At 51.0% G+C, this 21,420-nt stretch carries 18 protein-coding genes and 1 other annotated feature; of the genes, 2 read left to right on the top strand and 16 right to left on the bottom strand.

Annotated elements, in window-relative coordinates:
- Positions 1–103: 103 nt before the first annotated feature.
- The 4 genes from lepA to gpr form a co-directional block, all read right to left on the bottom strand.
- Complete coding sequence (lepA, locus tag FJQ58_RS13815; RefSeq protein ID WP_139994311.1) at positions 104–1,921, bottom strand: translation elongation factor 4; 1,818 nt, start codon at positions 1,919–1,921, stop codon at positions 104–106.
- 80 nt (positions 1,922–2,001) lie between these two features.
- Entirely contained in the window at positions 2,002–2,442 is a 441-nt protein-coding gene (locus FJQ58_RS13810; protein ID WP_139994309.1) for a SlyX family protein, read from the bottom strand.
- Positions 2,443–2,483: 41 nt separating this feature from the next.
- Entirely contained in the window at positions 2,484–3,752 is a 1,269-nt protein-coding gene (spoIIP, locus tag FJQ58_RS13805) for a stage II sporulation protein P (protein ID WP_139994307.1), read from the bottom strand.
- A 224-nt stretch (positions 3,753–3,976) separates the two neighbouring features.
- Complete coding sequence (gene gpr / locus FJQ58_RS13800; protein ID WP_238404062.1) at positions 3,977–4,918, bottom strand: GPR endopeptidase; 942 nt, start codon at positions 4,916–4,918, stop codon at positions 3,977–3,979.
- A 280-nt stretch (positions 4,919–5,198) separates the two neighbouring features.
- Here gpr and rpsT point away from each other — a divergent pair, with 280 nt between their 5' ends.
- Positions 5,199–5,471: a 30S ribosomal protein S20 gene (gene rpsT / locus FJQ58_RS13795; protein WP_139994303.1), complete on the top strand. Its 273-nt coding sequence runs from the start codon at positions 5,199–5,201 to the stop codon at positions 5,469–5,471.
- A gap of 191 nt (positions 5,472–5,662) precedes the next feature.
- On the opposite strand, the gene holA is transcribed toward rpsT, so the two are convergent.
- The 8 genes from holA to FJQ58_RS13760 form a co-directional block, all read right to left on the bottom strand.
- A complete protein-coding gene (gene holA, locus FJQ58_RS13790) occupies positions 5,663–6,697 on the bottom strand; it encodes a DNA polymerase III subunit delta (protein ID WP_139994302.1) in 1,035 nt (344 codons plus the stop codon).
- Positions 6,698–6,947: 250 nt separating this feature from the next.
- The gene (locus FJQ58_RS32340; RefSeq protein WP_161601655.1) at positions 6,948–7,109 is read right to left on the bottom strand and encodes a hypothetical protein; all 162 of its coding nucleotides are present in this window, start codon (positions 7,107–7,109) and stop codon (positions 6,948–6,950) included.
- On the bottom strand, positions 7,109–8,089 hold the full coding sequence (locus tag FJQ58_RS13785) for an anti-sigma factor (RefSeq protein ID WP_274382329.1): 981 nt from the start codon (positions 8,087–8,089) through the stop codon (positions 7,109–7,111). The genes FJQ58_RS32340 and FJQ58_RS13785 overlap by 1 nt, the downstream gene beginning before the upstream one ends.
- A gap of 14 nt (positions 8,090–8,103) precedes the next feature.
- Complete coding sequence (locus FJQ58_RS13780; protein WP_053376850.1) at positions 8,104–8,652, bottom strand: RNA polymerase sigma factor; 549 nt, start codon at positions 8,650–8,652, stop codon at positions 8,104–8,106.
- Positions 8,653–9,099: 447 nt separating this feature from the next.
- Positions 9,100–11,691: a DNA internalization-related competence protein ComEC/Rec2 gene (locus FJQ58_RS13775; protein ID WP_139994298.1), complete on the bottom strand. Its 2,592-nt coding sequence runs from the start codon at positions 11,689–11,691 to the stop codon at positions 9,100–9,102.
- A 131-nt stretch (positions 11,692–11,822) separates the two neighbouring features.
- Positions 11,823–12,353 (bottom strand): deoxycytidylate deaminase, encoded by a 531-nt coding sequence (locus FJQ58_RS13770; protein ID WP_139994296.1) that lies wholly within the window; start codon positions 12,351–12,353, stop codon positions 11,823–11,825.
- A gap of 59 nt (positions 12,354–12,412) precedes the next feature.
- Positions 12,413–13,708 (bottom strand): homocysteine synthase, encoded by a 1,296-nt coding sequence (locus FJQ58_RS13765; RefSeq protein WP_139994294.1) that lies wholly within the window; start codon positions 13,706–13,708, stop codon positions 12,413–12,415.
- A gap of 89 nt (positions 13,709–13,797) precedes the next feature.
- A complete protein-coding gene (locus FJQ58_RS13760; protein ID WP_139994292.1) occupies positions 13,798–14,367 on the bottom strand; it encodes a ComEA family DNA-binding protein in 570 nt (189 codons plus the stop codon).
- Between the two features lie 178 nt (positions 14,368–14,545).
- Between FJQ58_RS13760 and comER the strand changes: the two genes are divergently transcribed.
- Entirely contained in the window at positions 14,546–15,385 is an 840-nt protein-coding gene (gene comER, locus FJQ58_RS13755) for a late competence protein ComER (RefSeq protein ID WP_139994290.1), read from the top strand.
- Between the two features lie 46 nt (positions 15,386–15,431).
- On the opposite strand, the gene leuS is transcribed toward comER, so the two are convergent.
- The 4 genes from leuS to FJQ58_RS13735 form a co-directional block, all read right to left on the bottom strand.
- Positions 15,432–17,870, bottom strand: a complete 2,439-nt coding sequence (leuS, locus tag FJQ58_RS13750) for a leucine--tRNA ligase (protein ID WP_139994288.1) — start codon at positions 17,868–17,870, stop codon at positions 15,432–15,434.
- Positions 17,871–17,951: 81 nt separating this feature from the next.
- Positions 17,952–18,198, bottom strand: a binding site (T-box leader).
- A 64-nt stretch (positions 18,199–18,262) separates the two neighbouring features.
- Complete coding sequence (locus tag FJQ58_RS13745; RefSeq protein WP_139994286.1) at positions 18,263–18,664, bottom strand: hypothetical protein; 402 nt, start codon at positions 18,662–18,664, stop codon at positions 18,263–18,265.
- A 129-nt stretch (positions 18,665–18,793) separates the two neighbouring features.
- Positions 18,794–20,038, bottom strand: coding sequence for a CynX/NimT family MFS transporter (locus FJQ58_RS13740; protein ID WP_139994740.1), 1,245 nt, complete (start codon positions 20,036–20,038; stop codon positions 18,794–18,796).
- A gap of 57 nt (positions 20,039–20,095) precedes the next feature.
- Positions 20,096–21,331, bottom strand: a complete 1,236-nt coding sequence (locus FJQ58_RS13735) for a GNAT family N-acetyltransferase (RefSeq protein WP_139994284.1) — start codon at positions 21,329–21,331, stop codon at positions 20,096–20,098.
- Between the last annotated feature and the right edge of the window lie 89 nt (positions 21,332–21,420).

The raw sequence follows: 21,420 nt of genomic DNA, 5'->3' as shown, positions 1-21,420 counted from the left end.
TTCATGCTGCAGCTTTCGTTCCGCATTGAAATATAAGTCGATATCCAAAAGAAAAGGGAATAGCAAAGAGGGAGAGCAGCGCCCTCCCTCATCCTCGTACGTCTTAATCCTCGCCGATTTTGAGCACCGCCATGAACGCTTCCTGCGGCACCTCCACACTTCCTACTTGCTTCATCCGTTTCTTGCCTTCTTTCTGCTTCTCAAGCAGCTTCCGCTTCCGGCTGATATCGCCGCCGTAGCATTTGGCAAGAACGTTCTTGCGCATCGCTTTAACAGTCTCACGCGAGATAACTTTGTTGCCAATCGACGCCTGAATCGGCACCTCGAACATTTGACGAGGAATCAGCTCTTTCAGCTTCTCGCAAATGACCTTGCCGCGCTGGTACGCGCGGTCGCGGTGAACGATGACAGACAATGCATCGACTTGTTCATTGTTCAGCATAATGTCCATTTTGACCAAGTTGGATTTGCGGTAGCCGCTAATCTCGTAGTCAAACGAAGCATACCCTTTTGTGCTTGATTTCAACTGGTCGAAGAAATCATACACGATTTCAGAAAGCGGAATGTGATAAGTAAGCGTAACGCGATTCGTATCCAAGTATTCCATATTGACGAATTCGCCGCGTTTGTTCTGACAAAGCTCCATTATCGCGCCTACATAATCATTTGGTACAATAATTGCCGCTTTAACAAACGGCTCCTCTACAAAATCAAGCTTCCCGGCTTCCGGATAGTTGGATGGATTGTCAATCTCCATCGTCTCCCCGTTAGTCAGCGTGATTTTGTAGATTACGCTTGGTGCGGTTGTAATGAGCGGTATGTTGAACTCCCGTTCGATCCGCTCCTGAATGATTTCCATGTGCAGCAGGCCTAGGAAGCCGCAGCGGTAGCCAAAGCCCAGTGCTGTTGATGATTCCGGCTCGTATCGAAGCGAAGCATCGTTGAGCTCCAGCTTCTCAAGCGCATCCCGCAAATCGTTGTAGTCTTGTGTCTCGATCGGGTATAGCCCGCAGAATACCATCGGATTGATCTGCCGGTAACCTGGCAAGCGCTCTGGCGCAGGGCGCTTCGCCTCTGTGACTGTATCGCCGACACGCGTATCCTTTACGTTCTTAATGCCCGCAACGACGAAACCAACATCGCCAACCGCAAGCTCCTTCACGATCGACATGCGCGGCATGAAGGCCCCTACCTCAATGACCTCAAATTCGGCTCCCGTTGCCATAAAACGAATTTTCGAACCGGCCTTGATGCTTCCGTCCATAACCCGAACATACACGATAACGCCTTTGTAAGGATCGTAATGCGAGTCAAAAATAAGCGCCTTAAGCGGCTGATCGGGATCGCCTTCAGGAGAAGGCATCTTGGAAACCACTTGCTCCAATATTTCTTTGATGCCGATTCCCGCTTTTGCGGAAGCAAGCACCGCATCGGAGGCATCAAGTCCGATCACATCCTCGATTTCCTGCTTCACCCGTTCAGGCTCAGCGCTTGGCAAATCGATTTTATTGATGACAGGTACGATTTCAAGGTTGTTATCCAGTGCCAAATACACATTGGCAAGCGTCTGGGCTTCTATCCCTTGCGCGGCATCAACGACGAGCAAAGCGCCTTCACAAGCCGCCAGACTGCGTGATACCTCGTATGTAAAGTCGACGTGCCCTGGCGTATCGATCAGGTTAAGGATATATTCAATCCCGTCATCTGCCGTATACGCTAATCGAACCGCTTGCAGCTTAATGGTAATGCCGCGTTCACGCTCCAAATCCATTTGGTCAAGAACTTGCTCTTGCATCTCGCGAGAGGTCAAAGCGCCGGTATACTCCAGTATCCGGTCAGCCAGCGTAGATTTACCGTGGTCTATATGCGCGATAATGGAAAAATTCCTAATTCTCTTTTGTCGGTCACGTACGTCAGTCATGCCTAACCCCCACAATTTCCAATAATGCTATTCATTCCTCCTATTATATCAGTTAAGGGGAAGACCAGCAATGTTCATTATCACTTCGTTAATCCGTCAAAGATTGAAACCACCATCCGGATGCCCTCGCTTGACATATTTTGGAGCAGGCCTGACGTTGAATCCGCAATCTTGTTCACGGCCGGCTGCTTGTTTTCGACCGGAACGCCCGGCAGCCGGTCATTGACGAGAGGCACCTCATTATCCGAATCTAAAGGATAAGCCTCCTCGCCAGCGAGCGTAAGTCTTTTAAGCTCCGCAAGCTCCTCCTCAAGCTTAGCTATTTTCTGCTGCTGCTCGCTCATTTGCTCCATCGCCGGGTTCGTGGTTTCCTCCGGCAAAATATTTTCCGCATATTCGCCGCTGCCGTCCATGGGACCATAAATCCGTTCGATGCCGGAGGTAGACATATCAATGCCGTACATGATGATTATAGCCATCGCTCCGCCTAGAACCGTCCACTTTAACGCGTTTCGTTTCATATGTCGTTCGTTCCTTTCTGTCTCCAGAATACGATGTTCTCTCAGCTCGCTTTGCCTTTGTCAGCTGACACCTTTTCGTCTGCCCAGTAAATGCTTGAAATAACTTCAGCCAAGGCATCGGCAGTCCGGTAGGATTCCTCGAGCGTATTGTCTACGCCGCCTACCTCGATTAGCACGCTGTCCGAGGCAAGCGACTGATTATATTCCGCATTTCCCGATGCAGCTGTCTTCCCCCAGATGCCGCGCGAAATGCCTGGATATTTTTTTTCAAGCGCTTCATGGATCTTTGTGGCAAAGGCTTCATTTTTCTCCCAATTTGGGTTCTTATGGCCAATGATGAAATAAACCTGGGCATAGCTTTTGCCGTCAATATCGATCGTCGTGTACTTCCGTTTTTGCGAATCGCGATGAAGATCAAAGAAAAATTTTAAATCCTTGCTGCTGGCGATCGCTTCCTTCACCGTTTTCATGGAGTATTTATAAGATAATTCCCACCTGTATTTAGGGATTGCCGTCGGATAATCCGTATTGGAATGCTGCGCTCCTACCCCGTTCTCTTCTAGCTTCTGGGCAAGGCGCTTACCTACAAGTGTGATGTTTTTCGTTTTTGAATTTGGATCCTTCGATTGATCCGCAAGCTCAGGATACCAGGACTCGCGATTATGTGAGTGATAGATAAAGACAGCCTTCGAGCCTCCTGTCGTCGGTTTCAAGGGCTCCCCTTTGCCGCCTTCCTCGCCTCCTGTACTGCCAGTGTCGTCCGGTTCATCGGTAGCTGCCGGTGACTGTTCCGGTTCATTCCCATGATCATTGGAAATATCGGTGCCTGCCCCCTCGTGCAGGCCGCCTATCGGATCATATGTAATCGGCGCGTTATCCTCAGGTCCTACAGCCGTATCCGTGCCAACTCCCTTGCGAATGAGAAAGGCATCATTTACGCTCATGCCTGGCAGTTCTCCGGCAAGCAAGCTCTTAGGATCGCCTGGATTAATATCGGTCAGCGCGCGCATCAGAAGTGAACTGATTTGTTTGGCTGTAAAAGGCTCCTCTGTCTGGCTGCTCTGAAACGCAGGCATCTCCATCTCTAGCATATCCCCAAAAAACCCGCTGGATACTGCGGCAGCGAATCCTTTCATGGAGTTCACCGGAGAAGCTGTTGTCTGCTGATGCGCCATGCCCGCCACGCCCAGCAATACAAAAAATATCATGGAGCAAAAAGAGAGCAGCGCGAATGTTCGCCCCGTCACCAGAAATTTCCTCATCCGTTTGCTTTCTCTTCCGATATCCAGCAGCATGACTCTTCGTTTCATAAGCTGTACAACCTCCCGCTTCTTTGCGCCAGTGGCTTTTAGTTACTACTAAACTATGATAGTAATAGAGTTCATAGAACCATAGAATGGCCAATGGGCAGCAATTGATAGGTTTAGTATCCACTTTCAGAGTTACGAGAATGTACTTAGCCATGTTAGCCTGTAGACGCAGCAAAGCCGCTTCTCATCGAAGCGGCTGAAGCATCCATTTTTAAAGTAAACACTCAGTGTGTATATGCCGCCACATTGCTTGAATCCACAGCATCGTGCAGCGAAGCGTTAAGGCCGCTCGCAATAATATTGGCAATATCCTCAATGAACTCGTCAATTTCCTTAGGCGTGACGAGCAAGTCATGCCCAATCGGACTGAGCACTTCCTTGACAAGCTGAAGGCGTTCATTTTCCTCCATTTGGTTGACCAAGCCTAATATCTGATCCGAGTTCGCGCTTTGCTGCTTAAAATGATTGCTCATCATCTCCAGTGTGTTGTTCACAATGGTCGAGGCGTAGACGACGGTAGGGACGCCGATGGCAATAACAGGAACCCCTAAGATTTCCTTGGTCAGTCCTTTGCGCTTATTGCCGATGCCCGAGCCTGGATGGATGCCCGTATCGGCGATTTGAATCGTCGTATTAACCCGCTCCAGCGCTTTGGAGGCTAACGCGTCAATGGCAATGACCAGCTCCGGCTTTGTTTTCTCGACAATGCCTTGAACAATTTCGCTGGATTCAATGCCGGTTATCCCAAGAACCCCTGGCGCGACTGCGCTTACCTGCCGGTAGCCAGGTGCAACCTGATCGGGCATTAGCTCAAAGTAGTGACGCGTTACCATAACATTTTCAACCACGATTGGACCAAGAGCATCCGGGGTTACGTTCCAGTTGCCAAGTCCAACGATAAGCACCCTTGCCGCTTTATTAATGGAGAGCCGTTCGAGGAAGGCTTCAAAATGCTTCGCGAACTGCGTCGCAACACGATCCTGCAGTCCCGTATCCCCGTTACGCAGCCCCGGCACTTCGATCGTTACGTAATGCCCCTGCATTTTTCCAATCGCTTGAGAGCCCTGCTCGTTCTGTACGTGCAGCTGCGTGATCGTAATGCCATCGTCTTCGGTTATCTCCGATTGAATGCCTGGAATCGGGCCTCCGCGAGGAGATTCCGCCATTTCCTTCGCTTCGAGCGCCAAATCGGTACGGACATTGTATTGCTGCAAATCAAGTTCCTTCTCCACTGCTCATTCTCCCTTCAAGCCTGTACTACCGTTATTGTTTGCAAACGACTTATTTTCATACCCCGTGCCAAACACGGCTGGGTTCGCCTTGTATTTGAACAAGGAGCTTCCTGCTATTGCTTTTTGGGGATTGGCATGATAATATATTTTAAGTTGTGTTGTCTAGGTTTATTATGTATATAAACCGTTGTAAATAGTTTAGGAGGTGAATTCCATGCCAAACATTAAATCCGCGATTAAACGCGTTAAAACAAGTGAAAAGCGTCGTGCTTTGAATGCTTCCCAAAAATCCGCACTTCGTTCGGCCGTTAAATCTGCTGACCAAGCTATCGCTGGCACTGATCTTGATGCTGCTAAAGCAGCTCTTATCGCTGCAACGAAAAAGTTGGACAAAGCAGCAACTAAAGGCCTGATTCATAAAAATGCGGCTTCCCGCAAAAAATCACGTCTTGCAAAACGTTTGAATGCCCTTTCGGCTCAAGCCTAAGCAGCGTACAAGCTTAAACGGTTATCGTCGTCTTTAGATGGCTGCAACCGTTTAGCTTACAAAAAAAGCTTCGCCGCCCCTAATCGGGCAGCGAAGCTTTTTTTGTGTGTAAACAAGATGAAACAGCTGTCGCCGTTCATAGGCGACGCGCGGTTGCATTCCAAGAAATATAAAAGGCGATGGAGATCGAGCTAAGCGCCCTTCTCCATGCCAAGTGAAAGCAAATACAATTCCAAGCCGAGCGTCTTGTCGATCGCTCCGGTCTTCATCTGATAATCAAGCTCTGCCAGCGAAGCCAGCAATCTCCCTAGCTTCGGGACTTGGAACTTGCGGCTTTTCTCTGAAGCAAGCTTGACCGCGTATGGATGCAAGCCTAATTGGCCCGCCATCTGCTGGGGCGAGTACTGGTGCTGCTCCAGCTCTTTGATTTGCAGCATGATCCTCAGCTGCCTCGCAATGAGAGCCGCGATCTTGATTGGTTCCTCGCGGCGCACGAGCAGCTCCCTATATAAGCGAATAGCCTTGTCGATTCGAAGCTCTGCAATCGCATCCACAAGCGCGAACACATCCTCCTCCACCGTAGCTGCGGTCATTAGCGATGCTATTTCCACGTCGATGGTGCCACCCGCTCCCGCGTGAAGGCAAAGCTTGTCCACCTCTTGCGAGAGCTGCTGCATATTGGCTCCGGCACGGGTGAGGAGTAAATCTGCCGCATCAGAAGACAGCGTTCTGTTTTGCTCCGCTGCCCGCTTGATCATCCACTGCTTCAATTGGGACGCATCCAGCTCTGGGAACGGAACAAGTGAATTCCGCTCCTTCAGCGTCTTCACGAGCTTCCTCCGCTCATCCAGCTTCTCGGCATTTACTGCAATGACGATAATCGAGGTCTCTGAAGGGTACTCCATATATTGAATCAGCTTCTCAGGACGGTGCTCCAGCTTACCGCCTTCTTTTCCCCCCGCGCATAAAACAACAGCATCCCTTATCAGTATAAGCTTGCGTTCCACAAAAAAAGGCGACGTCTCCGCTTCAAGAACGGCCTCGTCGATCGAGGTTTCCGCCGTATCAAACTTAACGATGCCAAGCTCCCGTTCATCAGCCGTAAACATCGCGTCTGTCAAGGCATTAATAAACTGCTGCAGGCGATAGCGATCCTTCCCATACAAAACATAGATTGGGCGAAAGCGGCCGCCCTTTATTTCCTTCAACGCTTCCTTCGCATCCATTGCTGCACCCCACTAGCTGTAAGTATAATTACACGTAAAAAGAAACGCCCGACGGTGACCTTTCTATAGACGCCATCGTTTCTGCGAAACGCAGAGAGAGAATGAGCAAAAACCTATGCTTTTCTATACGTCAAGAAGAAACAGCTTCGCCGTCCTCTGGCAGAGGACGGCATCCGTTTCTTCTGTAATATAAGACTGCTTTAACGTGTGAAACGTATAAGCCATATAGCTGAAACAAAGGGATGAGCCTTTACGGGGCTTCATCCCTTTGCCGAACATCTATATAAACATTCGCAGGCAGGCCCATGGTGCCGCCCTGCGGATGGTCATACGACGTTAAGGCTTCGTCGCAGACACTCTCGTTGCTCATACTATACGCAGCAGCGGATGAATGTGTGCGAATACCTTTCATTAATGGGCTGCCTTCTGTTCCGTTAGGCTAGCCGTATCAATAACATACTTCTCAATAGCTCCTTGCTCCACATGAACCTCATAGGCCAGAACGGAACTATCGTCCGACCAGCTGAGATTAACAAGCTGGCCGTTCTTGCGCGGTGTCGTATACACCAGCGAATTGTCGCTCAAAGCATACAGCTTGATCGTGAAAGCTTCAACCTTGGCATTGTATTTGCCATCGGGAGACGGGAAGGAAAAGAGATCGGCAGTGACGCCAAGCTCATTCTCTTCCGGCACGAGGCTTTTTCCGTCTTGAGCAACGCCAAAGTCGCTGCCTCCGGCGATGTTTTTGCCCTCCAATTGCCCTTGCTCTGGCGAGGATGGCATCGAGCCTGTGCCTTCGTCCGTTTTCCCATCGGAAGCGTCGCTCTCGAACATATTGTTCAGGGTAACGTCTTCCTTATTGAACCCTTCTGTGCTCACCTCGGGATTGGGAGCCCCGACTCTCGCATCGCTCGCTGAGAAGGACATCCCCTCTGGCGCCTGATTGGCCGTTTCAGCTGCGTTACTGCTCGAATCATTGGACGAGGATTTGGCTAACGAGCCAATATCGGGCAGCGATCCCGGCTGGTACGTGACAAGAAACAGCCCTGCTACGATTCCCGCTGCAATGACTCCGCTCATGATCCGAATCGATGGCCAGCGACGTTGGCGCTTCGCTCTGCGCGGCACGGCATGGGACGTATCTGTGCTTGCAATCGGTTCACCAGGCGCAGCGGATTTTCCGTATAGCTCCATTCTCTCGAGCTCTGGCATAATCGCATCGACCAGACTATAGCTCGGCATAACTTTGGGCAAACTGGTAAGCTCGGCGGATAACAGCTGTAACCGCTCGAACATAGCTGCACAGTCCGGACACTGTCTAGTATGATTCGTCAAGACTTCTTTCTCGCTTTCGTCGAGATCGTCGTCTAGCTGTCTTTGCATTAGTTCCATCACCTCTTGACAATTCATCCCCGGACACCACCTTTCTGATAATCATGGAGTAACGTCTGCAGCTGTTGCCTAGCTCTGAATAAATAAGATTTCACCGTGTTGAGCGGCAAATCAAGCGAATCTGCAATTTCGTTGTAAGAGAAATCCTGTAAATACCGAAGGACGACAACCGCACGATGATGCTCAGGAAGCTTATCGATCGCGGCTTGAATGTCTTTCACAGCATAAGCAGACATTACTTCGTCCTCCACATTCTGTTTCTCGTGGAATACCATGTCGTGCTCATCTATGGAGACGGTCGGTTTATTTCTCCGAAACTTGTCAATGCAAATGTTCGTTACAATACGTTGAATCCATGTCTTAAACTGCGCTTTTTCTTCGTACGAGCCTATTTTTGTGTAGATGCGAATGAGCGCTTCCTGCGCGGCATCAAGGGCATCCTGTTCGTTGTTCAATATATAATAGGCTGTCCGATAAACATGCGTTTCAATCTCTCGCAATAGAGTAATTAAAGCGTCGCGATCTCCCGACTGAGCGGCTCTAATGAGCTCCGGCTCCACCACGAAGGATCCCCCTCTCTTGCAACCATTCTGACGAAGTGGTTGCGCTAAAAGTTGCAGATAAACTAGAAAATTTACTTTATTTTTATTAGTAACATTTGCTAATGAAGCATTTTCCCCTAGTGGGAGTCAATACGGTTCGTTTGCCGCTTAACAAAGCTATACGGCCTTGCTCATTTCAACAATGCTGCCATTACGAAATAAACTCCACATCAAAGGATACCAAATTTCTAGAACCTCGTATATAGATAGTGCTTGAATACTATTTGGAAGAATCCTGGCGCAGAACTCTCGCGTTAATATCGGGCTATTGAATAAGCGCAAATTTCATGTGTTCAGCCGATACGCTAGTCGTATTGTACATTCTAAAATTAAATTCAACATGGGGATATAAATTAAACTATATTATAGTATAGAAAACGGCGAAGTTAAACCAAAATCCCTATTGGGCTACTCTCTGCTATACGAATATAAGCGCCCGCCCTTCACCGTAAATTGCACCTCGCCGTCAAGGTCGGTTCGCCACAACTGGGTTCCCGCTTGTGCAACCCTGCCCAATACGTCAGGATGCGGATGCCCGTAGCTGTTGGTTACGCCTACGGAAGCTACGCTTCCTAAAGGCTTCCAATAGGAGAGCCATTCGCTGCTTGTAGAAAACCGGCTGCCATGGTGGGCAATTTTCATAACGGATACTTCTTTTACAGCCAAGCCATCTGCAGGCTTACGCCGCTCATTCCGAATGATCGAGCGTTCGGTTTCCGCGTTGATATCGCCTGTAAAAAGGAAGGTAGATTGATAGAGCTGCACAGCCAGCACGACGCTGCTTTCATTTTGCTCCTTTTGCCAAGTTACCGAGCTTTCCCTATGCTGATCCTCCGGCCATAGGACGCGCAGTCCTGCTTCCCGTTCCAGCTGATAACTCATCCCTGCGCTTACCTGATACATCGGAATATGGAGCGTGTTTGCTTGTTTCAATAGGTTCAGGGCATCCTCCGCTTCTTTCACCGTACCGTTCCACCAAATGCTCCGCACAGGAATCGTCTCAAGAACCGCCTTAAGCCCTCGAATATGATCGCTATCCAAATGCGAAATGACGAGAATATCTATGCTCCTCACGCCTCTTTTGAGCAGCAGCGGCACCAGCACCTTCTGGCCAACTTCAAAGGGACTGCTGCGTTCCTTCCATTCTTCCCCAGGTTTGCGAAAGGACAACGTGCCTCCTCCATCTATTAGTATGTGCTTCCCGCCCGGCGTGCGGATATGAACGGCATCCCCTTGTCCGACGTCAATGAAGCTGACAACCGCATCACGGTTCACTATATCCGGCTTGTAGGCGTAGCCAAGCATAAGCAATAACAGGAATATGGCGGAATATAGGCGGATATTCCTTTTTTTATTTGACTCTTGCTCGATTTGAAATACAGGAACAGAGGCAAGCGGAGCCGTTTCCGTTTCTCCCGGGTTTGTGCCGCCAGAATCCGTCTCTCTCCGCTCTGTCCTCGCGCTTATTGCACGAAAAAGGATGCCGAGCACGAACAGCCAACCACCTACCCACCATAATGGCGGCGTTGCCCATATGGTGCGAAGGGCATCGATCTGCGAGAGCCGCTCCACGAGCCAAAAGGTCCAGTCATTCGCGCAATGCGATACATGAGCAAGCAGCTTGCCTCCGGCCTCCCAAGGAATGGCAAGCACGAGCGCAATGGCGCCGAGCGGCATCACAATAAAGCTGATAAATGGAACGAGCACAAAATTCGCCACGACGGACAAGGCATGAAACTGGTTGAAGTAATAAATAGATACCGGAAACGAGACGATTTGGGCTACGACCGTAACTGCCGCCAAATCAAGCAGCGCGTTGCCCTTCTTCCACCTCGGCATGGCCCGGCGCACTGGCTGCACGCCAACAATTAATCCGATCGTTACAATGAAGGAAAGCTGAAAGCTGACATTTTCGATAAAGAACGGATCACAAACCAGCATCAGTACCGCAGCGGCAGCAAGCAGATGCAAACCATCCTTGAGTTTCCCCATCCGGGCGGCTAGCAGGCCAAGCACCGACATGAGGCCGGCACGGACGACGGAGGGCGATGCTCCGGAGAGCAGGACGTAAAGAGGGACCGAGAGGATCAGGATGAGCAGTATCCGCTCGCGGCTCATTCGAGCGAGGCGCAGCGAGCCGCCAAGCACGTATAGAAATACGGCGACATGAAGCCCTGATATCGCCAATATATGCGTCAGGCCCAGCCGTGAAAACTGCTGGAACTGCTCGGGGTCGAGGTCCTCGCGAATGCCGAGGACCAGCCCCTTCATGTATCCCGATTGCGACTCGGGATACAGCACATCGAACCGCGCGCCGAGATAATCGCGCGCGGCGTCTACGCGGCCGAGCAGCGCGGCCGCGGTCCACCCGGGGCCCGTCGCCGCTTCGACGGCGGCGGTGCCCTGCACTTTAAGCAGCCAGTGGATTCTCTGGCTGCTCAGGTAGCGGCGGTAATCGAATCCGCCGCTATTGGAGGCAGTGACCGGCCGCGCCAGCTCGCCGGTCAAGCGCACGCGGTCGCCGCGCTGCCACGCCGCGGCGATCTCCTGCTCCGGCTGCACATTCAGCCGGACATGCACTAGAAAGCGCTCGCGCAACTCCTGCGCGGCGTCTTCTCCCTCGACGTGGACGCGATCCGCCGCCACGCGAAACATCGCCCGATCACCGTCGATCTCTACCGCCGACACGATCGTGCCAAACGCTTCCGCCGCATAAGCGGCTCGCGGACCATCCGCCTCTGCGGCGGCAAGCAGCGCTGGCAGCGCCGTAACGTTGCGCGCATCCGCCCACATCCGCTCCCCGGCGGCAAGCGCCACTGCCAAAGCGCAGGCTGCGGCGAGCTGCCACGTCGCCTGCTTGCAGAGCACGGCGGCCACCGCCAGAAGCGCAGCGGCCATCGCCGCAAGCAAAACGCCGCGGCTGTCCAGGCCCGCAGCCGCGGCGCTTCCAAAGGTCCAACAAATCGCAAACCAGATCAACGGTCGTCGATTCATCCCCATCTCATCGTCCTCCTCTCGTTATCCCAACAGGCTCCGCACAACAAAAAAAGGAACCTCTGCCGCATCCGAAGACGCAGGCAGAGGTTCCTCCTCTATTCCTTTATGCCACTTCCCTATTCTATTCCGCGTGACTAAGAGGTTACATCCATATGCGCCTGAGCAGGTGGTTCGAAATGATCCAAGCCGCGGAAGATGATGCCCTTTTGCTTCATCAGATTTGTGACCTTGTCACTATCCTTCGGGTAGCTGCGATGGTAGACGATTTCAATGACACCGCTATTGGCGAGCATATTTGCGCATGTCCAGCAGGGCTGGTCGGTGACGTAAACGGTCGAGCCCTCGCGATCGGTACGATCGGTGAAGAGCAGTAGATTCTGCTCCGCATGAATCGTCCGAATACAGCGCTGTTTCTTAAAGGGCTGCTCCTTGCCGTCAACCAGCTTCATTTCGACTTCCTCCGCAATCATACAGCCTGCCTCAAGACAGTCCTGCACGCCCATCGGAGCGCCGTTGTAAGCTGTACCAAGCAGCTTCTTGCCTTGAACGAGCACTGCCCCCACATGTCTGCGCGGACAGCGCGAGCGCGTCGACACCATATAAGCGATATCCATAAAATACGTATCCCAATCCTTGCGGAGCGCATCCTGCGTCTGGGTGTTCATAACTCCAACTTCCTTTCTCATGCTGCATCTGCTATTCTGGCTGCAAATCAATGAACGATTTAGTTTTGTTGGCTAGCGGCAATGGCTTGCTCAAGATCCGCAAGGATATCGTCGATGCCTTCCGTACCGATTGACAAACGGATCATGCCCGGAGTAACGCCCGCACCCTCTTGCTGTTCCGCAGATAGCTGAAGATGTGTCGTGCTTGCTGGATGGATAATCAATGACTTCGAATCGCCGACATTCGCCAAATGCGAGAACAGCTGAACCGCATTGATGACTTTCTTGCCAGCTTCCACGCCGCCTTTAATCCCAAAAGTCATAATTGCGCCTTTGCCCTTCGGCAAATACTTTTGCGCCAGCTCATAGGACGGATGGCTGGACAGGCCTGGATAGCTTACCCACTCAACCGATTCATGCCCTTGCAAAAATTCTGCTACCTTTTGTGCATTGGAGCTGTGGCGTTCCATCCGTAGATGCAGCGTCTCTAGCCCTTGCAGCAGAAGGAAGGAGTTGAACGGCGATATTGCCGCTCCCATATCGCGAAGCAATTGCACGCGCGCCTTAATAATGTAAGCAACCGGACCTACTGCGTCCGTGTAAACAACGCCGTTATAGCTAGGATCAGGCTCGGTCAAGCCGGGAAATTTGCCGCTTGCTTTCCAGTCAAACTTACCTCCGTCAACAATAATACCACCGATTGACGTGCCATGCCCGCCGATAAACTTTGTTGCCGAGTGAACTACGATATCAGCGCCGTGCTCGATTGGCCGGCACAAATACGGGCTCGGGAAGGTATTGTCTACGATAAACGGAATACCGTTCTCGTGAGCGATGGCAGCTACGGCTGCGATATCGATCACGTCGCCCTTTGGATTTCCGATTGTTTCGGCATAAACCGCTTTCGTACGCTCATTGATGGCAGCGCGGAAATTTTCCGGGTTCGACGGATCAACAAAACGTACCGTAATGCCCAGCTTGGCGAGCGTAATTGAGAACAGGTTGTACGTGCCGCCATACAGGCTGGTTGCGGATACGATCTCATCGCCAGCGCCTGCAATGTTAAGGATGGAATATGTAATGGCGGATTGGCCGGATGCAACCGCCAATGCTGCTGGAGCGCCTTCCAGCTCAGCAACCCGCTTCTCAAATACATCCGAGGTTGGGTTCATGATTCTGGAATAAATATTGCCGAACTCCTGCAAAGAAAATAAATTTGCTGCATGATCTGTATCTTTGAATCCGTATGATGTCGTTTGGTAGATAGGTACCGCACGCGACAACGTCGTCGGATCGATTTGCTGGCCTCCGTGGACGGATAGCGTATCAAGAGAAAGCTTGCGTTGTTCTGACATTTCCTCGACTCCTTCAAATGAAGTTATTATGATAGCAATAAATTAGGTAAGCGGAACCAAAGGCCGCGCTCCTTTCCATTCTCTCACAATTATGGACGAGCTACAATGCTATCTTTGATCCCTTGCAGCAGTTTTTCGCCAATTCCCTTTACCCGCTGTAAATCTTCAACCGAGGCGAATTTCCCATTTTTATTCCGGTCATCAATAATGGCCTGTGCTTTTGCCGGACCAATTCCTTTCAGCTCATCGAGCTCGCTCGCCGTCGCGCGATTAATGTCCAGCTTGCCATCTGCCGCTGTTTCCGCCGGCGCTGTGATCTGTCCTCCATTTGCAGCATCATCCAATAGATCCTGCTGTTCGGTATCGACTGCAATCTCCGCCGTATGATTAGCTGCAAGGGAATCGTCGTTGATCTCTGCATTTTGGCTAGGAGATGTACGAGAAGCTTCATTCGATGGCTCTTTCAATACGGACGGTTCAATCGGCTGCTCCCTTTTTGAAATCGCATCGCCAACCGCTTCATTTAAAGGGTCCCACTGGCCAGGCTCCTTTTGTTTAGGCTCCATTAAGGCTCCTGCCATAAGGAAAAGAGCAATCGCGACAAAAAAACAGGCAACCACAAAACGTTTGTTCAAACGTCCATTCCTAGTTGTTTTCATCAGGGCACTTCCTCTCGACAAATAATTTGGTAATTAGTGACATATGAAACAAGTCCTACGGAATAAGGTAAGAGAGCAAACAAATAAGATTAGGTTGATTCGGGATTTGCACACGTAGACCTTCGATCGCTCCATCTTCTCAAGCCCTACGCGTGCCAAACCTATAGGAGGGTTCAGCATGAATGTCGGATTTATCGGGACGGGCACAATGGGAAGCCTGCTCATTGAAGCTTTGATTGCATCGGGCGCCTTATCGCCTGCACAAATTGCCATAAGCAACCGCACCTTTGCCAAAGCGCAAGCTTTAGCCGACCGTTATTCCGGCATGAGAGCCGAATATACGAATGCCGGAGCGGCTAGCGGCTGCGATATTCTGTTCTTGTGCGTGAAACCGCTGGAATTCAAAAAAGTGGTCGATGATTTGAAGTCGGTTATTCGGCCACACCAAATCGTCATCTCCATTACCAGCCCCGTGCTCGTCTCCCATTTAGAGGCTGAGCTCGATTGCAAAATAGCCAAGGTCATTCCAAGCATAACTAACTATGTATGGAGCGGTGCTTCCCTTTGCATCTACGGCGAAAGAATGAACGCAGAAGACAAGGAGCTTCTCGAAGATTTGCTCTCCCATATCAGCGAGCCGCTTCGTATAGATGAAGGCTACACCCGAATCGTATCGGACCTGTCGAGCTGCGGCCCTGCGTTCATTTCCTTCCTGCTCGAGCAGTTCATTGAGGCGGCCGTGGAGGAAACCGGCATTGGGCGCGAAGAGGCTGAGCGCGTAGCAAGCGCCATGCTGCTCGGAACCGGCTTGCTGCTGACCGAAGGCGGTTTGACCCCAGCCGATGTGCAGGCAAGGGTAGCTGTGCCGGGCGGCATTACGGCTAAAGCGCTGAATTTGCTTAGACGGGAGACGGATGGCGTATTTAACCAGCTCATCCGGACGACCCACGCCAAATTCAACGAAGACCTCGTTAAGGTTTCCACTGCTTTTATAGGAGAAAAGGTGAACGGTCAATAGCTGTTCTTCAGCTAATGCCCGCTCACCTCTTCGGTGTGCCTTTTATTTAATTGGCTACGATGTTAACAAGCTTGCCTTTAACCGCAATGACTTTGCGGATCGTTTTGCCTGCAATGAGCTCTTGTACTTTCTCAAGCTCTTTTGCCAGGCTTTCCATTTCAGCGACATCCATATCCGCTGCGATGGACACGCGGTCCGCGATTTTGCCGTTCACTTGAACAACGATCTCAACTTCCTGGTCTACTGTCCAGGATTCCTCGTATGTCGGGAACGCAGCATACGTAAGCGAATCCGTACGGCCCAGCTTCTCCCATAGCTCTTCCGCGATATGCGGAGCGATTGGCGAGAGCAATTGAACGAACTGCTCCATGGCTGCTTGCGGAAGCACTTCCGTTTTGTAAGCTTCATTCACGAAAATCATCAATTGGCTAATCACCGTGTTGAAGCGCAGCCCCTCGTAATCCTCGGTAATTTTCTTGATGGAACGGTGCCATGTGCGCTTGAAGGCGTCGCTTGTATCCCCTGTTCCGATTTTAGCGCTCAGAGAGCCATCCTCATTGATGAACAACCGCCATACGCGGCTAAGGAAACGATATGTCCCTTCCACTCCGTTCGTATTCCAAGGCTTCGTAGCTTCCAGCGGCCCCATGAACATTTCATACATCCGAAGCGTATCCGCCCCGAATTCATTGACGATATCGTCCGGGTTGATGACGTTGCCGCGTGATTTGGACATTTTCTCATTATTGTTGCCAAGAATCATCCCTTGGTTCACAAGCTTGTGGAACGGCTCCTTCGTATCAACAACGCCGATATCGTAAAGGACCTTGTGCCAGAAACGGGCATACAGCAAATGCAGCACGGCATGCTCAGCGCCGCCGATGTACAAGTCAACGGGCAACCATTCCTTTTGCTTCTCTGGCGAACAGAGCTGCTCATTGTTCTTTGGATCGATAAAGCGGAGGTAATACCAGCAGCTTCCTGCCCATTGCGGCATCGTATTCGTCTCGCGACGAGCTTTCATGCCCGTCTCAGGATCAATGGTATTGACCCAATCCGTAACGACGGCAAGCGGAGACTCGCCTGTTCCCGATGGCGTAATTGCATCCACGTCCGGCAGCAGCAGCGGCAATTGATCCTCAGGCACCGTCTTCATCGTGCCATCCTCCAGATGAAGGATCGGGATTGGCTCCCCCCAGTAACGCTGGCGGCTGAACAGCCAATCGCGCAAACGGTAAGTGATTTTGCCTTTGCCTTTGCCTGATGCATCCAAATGCTCGATCATCTTCGCAATGGCTTCTTCATTCGTTAAGCCATCAAGGAAATCGGAATTCACATGCTTGCCGTCTCCTGAATAAGCTTCCTTCGTGATATCGCCGCCTTGCACAACCTCTACGATAGGAAGATCGAACTGCTTAGCGAACTCCCAGTCACGGGAATCATGGCCCGGTACGGCCATAATCGCGCCAGTTCCGTAGCCGGCAAGGACGTAATCCGCAATCCAGATTGGTGTTTTTGCGCCGTTAACCGGATTAACCGCGTACGCGCCAGTGAAAACGCCCGATTTGTCTTTAGCAAGGTCCGTACGCTCCAAATCGCTCTTGCGTGCCGCGGCTTCCTGGTAGGCAACAATGGCTGCTTTCTGTTCTTCCGTGACGATTTGGGCAACAAGCTCATGCTCGGGAGCCAGTACGCAATAAGTTGCGCCGAATAGCGTATCCGGACGAGTCGTAAATACGACCAACGAGGAATCGTGACCATCGATTTCGAAGGTAACCTCTGCGCCCTTCGATTTGCCGATCCAGTTGCGCTGCATATCCTTGATGCTCTCCGACCAGTCCAGCTCCTCAAGATCATCCAGCAAGCGGTCTGCATATTCGGTAATTTTCAAAATCCATTGACGCATCGGCTTGCGGACGACCGGATGGTTGCCGCGCTCGCTCAGCCCGTTAATGACTTCTTCATTTGCCAGAACGGTGCCGAGTGCCTCGCACCAGTTCACGGATACTTCAGCTACGTAAGCAAGCCCTCTATTGTATAGCTGGATAAAAATCCATTGTGTCCATTTGTAATATTCAGGATCTGTGGTGCTGATCTCTCGATCCCAATCATAAGAGAAACCGAGTGACTTAATTTGTCTGCGGAAATTATCGATGTTCTTGAACGTAATGTCGCGCGGATGCTGTCCCGTATCCAAGGCATGCTGCTCAGCAGGCAATCCAAAGGCATCCCAGCCCATAGGATGAAGCACATTGTAGCCCTTCATTCTTTTGTATCGGGATACGATATCCGTTGCGGTATAACCCTCAGGATGCCCTACATGCAGACCTGCCCCTGAAGGGTACGGAAACATGTCGAGCGCGTAAAACTTAGGTTTGCCCGCTTCTTCCTTCGTTTGGAACGTTTTGTTGTTATCCCAGAATTGCTGCCATTTCGGCTCGACAACAAGCGGGTTATAGCCGTGAAATTGCTGCTCTTGACTCATGTGTAGATTTCCTCCTAGAAATAGATGCTATAGGCTTAGTCGTACAAAAAAACATAAAACCTCCCGCCCCTAGCGGATATCGCTAGGGACGAGAGGTTGTTCTCCCGTGGTACCACCCTAGTTAGCGGCAGGCATGCTTTGCCTATCGCTCACTTGTCGCCTTTATCGCAGGCCAAACGGCGCGTATCACGATCGATGCCAGCATCGAATCGCAATCTTGCGCAGCTCCAAGGCGAGCTTCATTTCGCAGCAGGTCCGGCTTGCACCCTTAAACGCCGGCTCTCTATGCCTTACTAACGAAATTACTGTTCCTCTTCAACGCTTCTTATGCATAAAAATGGTTAGTTTCGATTATAAAGACCGATCCATTCGGTGTCAAGAGAAACGCCTTCTTATACAGCGGACGACTCGTTACTGCGGCCAAACGTGATGATTCTGACAAGAAGCGCAATTAGCAAGCCATGAACCGCAAAACCGCCTATTGCGGCATGGCTGCCGACAATCATGCCAAGCAGCCATAGTGAAATGGGGGGAAGCTGAATGATAAACAATAAACATAGACCAAAAACGAGAATAACGTCATTCACTCTTGCATTCATCTTATGTCGAAGCAGCAGCGTTACCAGCATGATAAAGCCAAGGCCCATAGAAACCTGGCTCCAGTACCGCACTGCGTTTCTTTCCGAGCCGGACTCCACCCCGAGAAAGCTATAACTAAAGCCGATTTGGCCTGCATATAAAATTCCTACAACAATTGAAGCAACGCTAAGAATCACGATTAACCATTTTTTCAAGCTCAACTCCCCCTCTTTATAACGGCAGCATGCCCAGATCGTGATGATTGATGCCTGGCGCCGCAAGAAGCGTCAATGGCTGGCACATCCTTTTATACGAATGTTTGCCAAATAATGTTGCGCTTGAACTTATCGTTTATCGCGAGAGGCAGCTCCCCAGACAGAGAGAGTCCTGTTTGCTCCCGCCCCCAAGCCGGTCAATGCGAATCCCACAACCACCAGCATCAACATGGCTAACGAAAGATTCCAATTGCCCGTAAGGTCGTGAATGAAACCAAACAGCAGCGGGCCTGCCGCCGCAAGCAGATAACCAATGGACTGCGCCATCCCGGACAGCTGTGCCGATTGTTCTGCGCTTCCAGTCCTAAGCACAAAAAACATAACGGCAAGGCTAAAGCCTGATCCGCCGGCTATGCCGAGCAAAATCATGCATACTGGTATCAACGCCGCATGCCCGTTATACAGCCCAATATATCCGACTAGCATGAGCAGAGCCGTGAGAAGAGACAGCCCTTTCTGGCTTGCCTGACGTCCGGCTATGACAGGAATCAGGAACGTTGCCGGCAAACTGACGAATTGAAGAAGCGACAGCATCCAGCCCGCATCGGAATGGCTCATGCCCCGGTCATGCAAAATTTCAGGGAGCCATGAAACATTGACATAGAAGCAAAAGGATTGAAGCCCCATAAACAGCGACACTTGCCAAGCTAGCTTTGAACCGAACAGACTTTTTCGTTTAGAGCCGTTCTGCGCGCTTGTTTGGTTAATTCTTTTCATTTTGCGTATTTGCGGGATCCATGCCGCACTGGAAATAAGAGCAAGGAGCGCCCAGCAGGCGAGCATCCCCTGCCAGCCGAAGCCAAGTTGCTCCGAAATGGGGATGCTGAAGCCTGAAGCGAGTGCGGCTCCAAGATTCATGACGACGGAATACAAGCCGGTCATTAGCCCGACTCTGGATGCAAAATCCCGTTTGATCAGGCTAGGCAGAAGCACGTTGGCAATCGCGATCGCCATGCCTAGCAAAGCGGTGCCTACGAATAATGCCGCTATGGACGGCAATGAACGGATTATTATCGCTCCGGTCAAAACGATCATGGCGCCAAACAGCGTATTTTCCATGCTGATCCGACGAGCCATTCGTGGCGCAAGCGGAGAAATCAGCGCAAATGCCAGTAGCGGCAAAGTGGTCAGCATGCCCGTCCATGTGCTGGATAAGCCAAATGTTTGCTGAATATTGGACACAATGGGCCCGACAGCGGTAATCGATGCGCGCAAATTTGCGGCGATAAGCAAGATGCCAAGCAGGAGCAGCCAAGAGCTCGTCATCACAAGCGGTCTTGAAGCGGCGGCTGATGCTTGGTTTACATGGTTCATTTTCACAACGTAATCCTTCTTTCTTATGCTGTTCACTCTATGTTGTTAAGCATTCCATTACCGTACCTGTTGCATGCGGGAATTCTTCACATCGGGCACGTCCTGGCGAATGCGGTACCAGTATTCATATTGCGGCACAAAGCCGATTTTCTCGTATAGCCTTTTTGCTGGCGCATTGTTTTTTACAACTAACAGATAGCCTTCTTGCGCTCCCTGGCTTCTGCCCCACTTTAGCAAATGGAGCACCAGTTGCTCGCCATGCCCTTTATTGCGGCTGCCCGGATCTGTAACAAGATCATAGATGCCGATCCAATTGTCCTCTATGACGGCAAATCCGCAGGCGACCGGGATTCCGTTATCATGCAGCAGCGCAAAACATGCTTTTAGGGGCGATAGCTCCAACATCTGGCGCGTGATGCTCGCCTGTTCGCTTGTTAATCCGCTAAAGGCAGAGAGGGTTGCGAGCCAGCTCTCCGACGGATCGCTCTCCAGCCAAATCTCTGCGGGAGCAGGCGACAGAACATCGGATAGATGAACAGTCTGCACAACCGTTTGGTCAACGAGGGCATAGCCGCGTGCTGCAAGCTCCTCATCGAGCGAGGCAGGCTGGCTGAATGGCGTTATTTTGAAAGTGGTCCGAAGCCCCGCTTTCTCGTAGCGCTCCTCGCAAATACGGATTTTTTCATTTAGCTCTATCGTATGGCCATAGATCGGATGAATCGAGTTGGAGCGCTTCGTATAGCCCTTGTTAAAGCGGAGCAGCCACCCATCATAGACGAGGGTTTGGAGAGCTGGCCAGCCATTCAGGCTCATTTCTTCAATTCGCGCGTGTATAAGCTTGCGAATAGGTTCCACATGGTGCCGATCATGCCAAATAAAATCCTTCATATATTGAGCTGCTTCAAATGGATGCCCGTCCGCATCCTGATAGGTTGTTTCATATTGTTCATCGGTTAGAGCAGCGATAGCCCTCATGATCCGCTCGCGGCTTCGCACTGCCTGATTGGAAAGCTCAGCAATTGCGGTGTTCATACCGTAGCCTTTCGCATGCTCATTGAACTCGTCATAATCCAGATGCTTGACCGTAAGCGGCAATCCGGCACCCAGCTTCGCTATCGCTTCCTCGTAGAAATAATCGTCCCAGCGCAAAATATGCGCGACCACCTCGCGAACCGACCATTTTCCTACACCCATGCTCTGATTCCAAATCCGCTTGTCATATCTCGCCAAATCGACGACAAACGCTGTCCATTCCCCAAATTCCTGCAATAGCTGTTCCTTTTCTGAAACCATCGGTGTTCCCCTCTCCTCCACATCAGATGTAAACGATTCCCAACGATTCTCTTATTTTACTGAAGACTTCCTTGGACAGCCACTTCTTT

This window comes from Paenibacillus paridis (assembly GCF_006345825.1).
Taxonomy (GTDB): domain Bacteria; phylum Bacillota; class Bacilli; order Paenibacillales; family Paenibacillaceae; genus Pristimantibacillus; species Pristimantibacillus paridis.
This window is presented reverse-complemented; position numbering and strand designations above follow the sequence as displayed.

Coding starts and splice junctions, on each gene's coding strand:
- lepA (WP_139994311.1), bottom strand. CDS start 1,921: ATGACTGACGTACGTGACCGACAAAAGAGAATTAGGAATTTTTCCATT.
- FJQ58_RS13810 (WP_139994309.1), bottom strand. CDS start 2,442: ATGAAACGAAACGCGTTAAAGTGGACGGTTCTAGGCGGAGCGATGGCT.
- spoIIP (WP_139994307.1), bottom strand. CDS start 3,752: ATGAAACGAAGAGTCATGCTGCTGGATATCGGAAGAGAAAGCAAACGG.
- gpr (WP_238404062.1), bottom strand. CDS start 4,918: ATGGCGGAATCTCCTCGCGGAGGCCCGATTCCAGGCATTCAATCGGAG.
- rpsT (WP_139994303.1), top strand. CDS start 5,199: ATGCCAAACATTAAATCCGCGATTAAACGCGTTAAAACAAGTGAAAAG.
- holA (WP_139994302.1), bottom strand. CDS start 6,697: ATGGATGCGAAGGAAGCGTTGAAGGAAATAAAGGGCGGCCGCTTTCGC.
- FJQ58_RS32340 (WP_161601655.1), bottom strand. CDS start 7,109: ATGAAAGGTATTCGCACACATTCATCCGCTGCTGCGTATAGTATGAGC.
- FJQ58_RS13785 (WP_274382329.1), bottom strand. CDS start 8,089: ATGGAACTAATGCAAAGACAGCTAGACGACGATCTCGACGAAAGCGAG.
- FJQ58_RS13775 (WP_139994298.1), bottom strand. CDS start 11,691: ATGGGGATGAATCGACGACCGTTGATCTGGTTTGCGATTTGTTGGACC.
- FJQ58_RS13770 (WP_139994296.1), bottom strand. CDS start 12,353: ATGAACACCCAGACGCAGGATGCGCTCCGCAAGGATTGGGATACGTAT.
- FJQ58_RS13765 (WP_139994294.1), bottom strand. CDS start 13,708: ATGTCAGAACAACGCAAGCTTTCTCTTGATACGCTATCCGTCCACGGA.
- FJQ58_RS13760 (WP_139994292.1), bottom strand. CDS start 14,367: ATGAAAACAACTAGGAATGGACGTTTGAACAAACGTTTTGTGGTTGCC.
- comER (WP_139994290.1), top strand. CDS start 14,546: ATGAATGTCGGATTTATCGGGACGGGCACAATGGGAAGCCTGCTCATT.
- leuS (WP_139994288.1), bottom strand. CDS start 17,870: ATGAGTCAAGAGCAGCAATTTCACGGCTATAACCCGCTTGTTGTCGAG.
- FJQ58_RS13740 (WP_139994740.1), bottom strand. CDS start 20,038: ATGAACCATGTAAACCAAGCATCAGCCGCCGCTTCAAGACCGCTTGTG.
- FJQ58_RS13735 (WP_139994284.1), bottom strand. CDS start 21,331: ATGGTTTCAGAAAAGGAACAGCTATTGCAGGAATTTGGGGAATGGACA.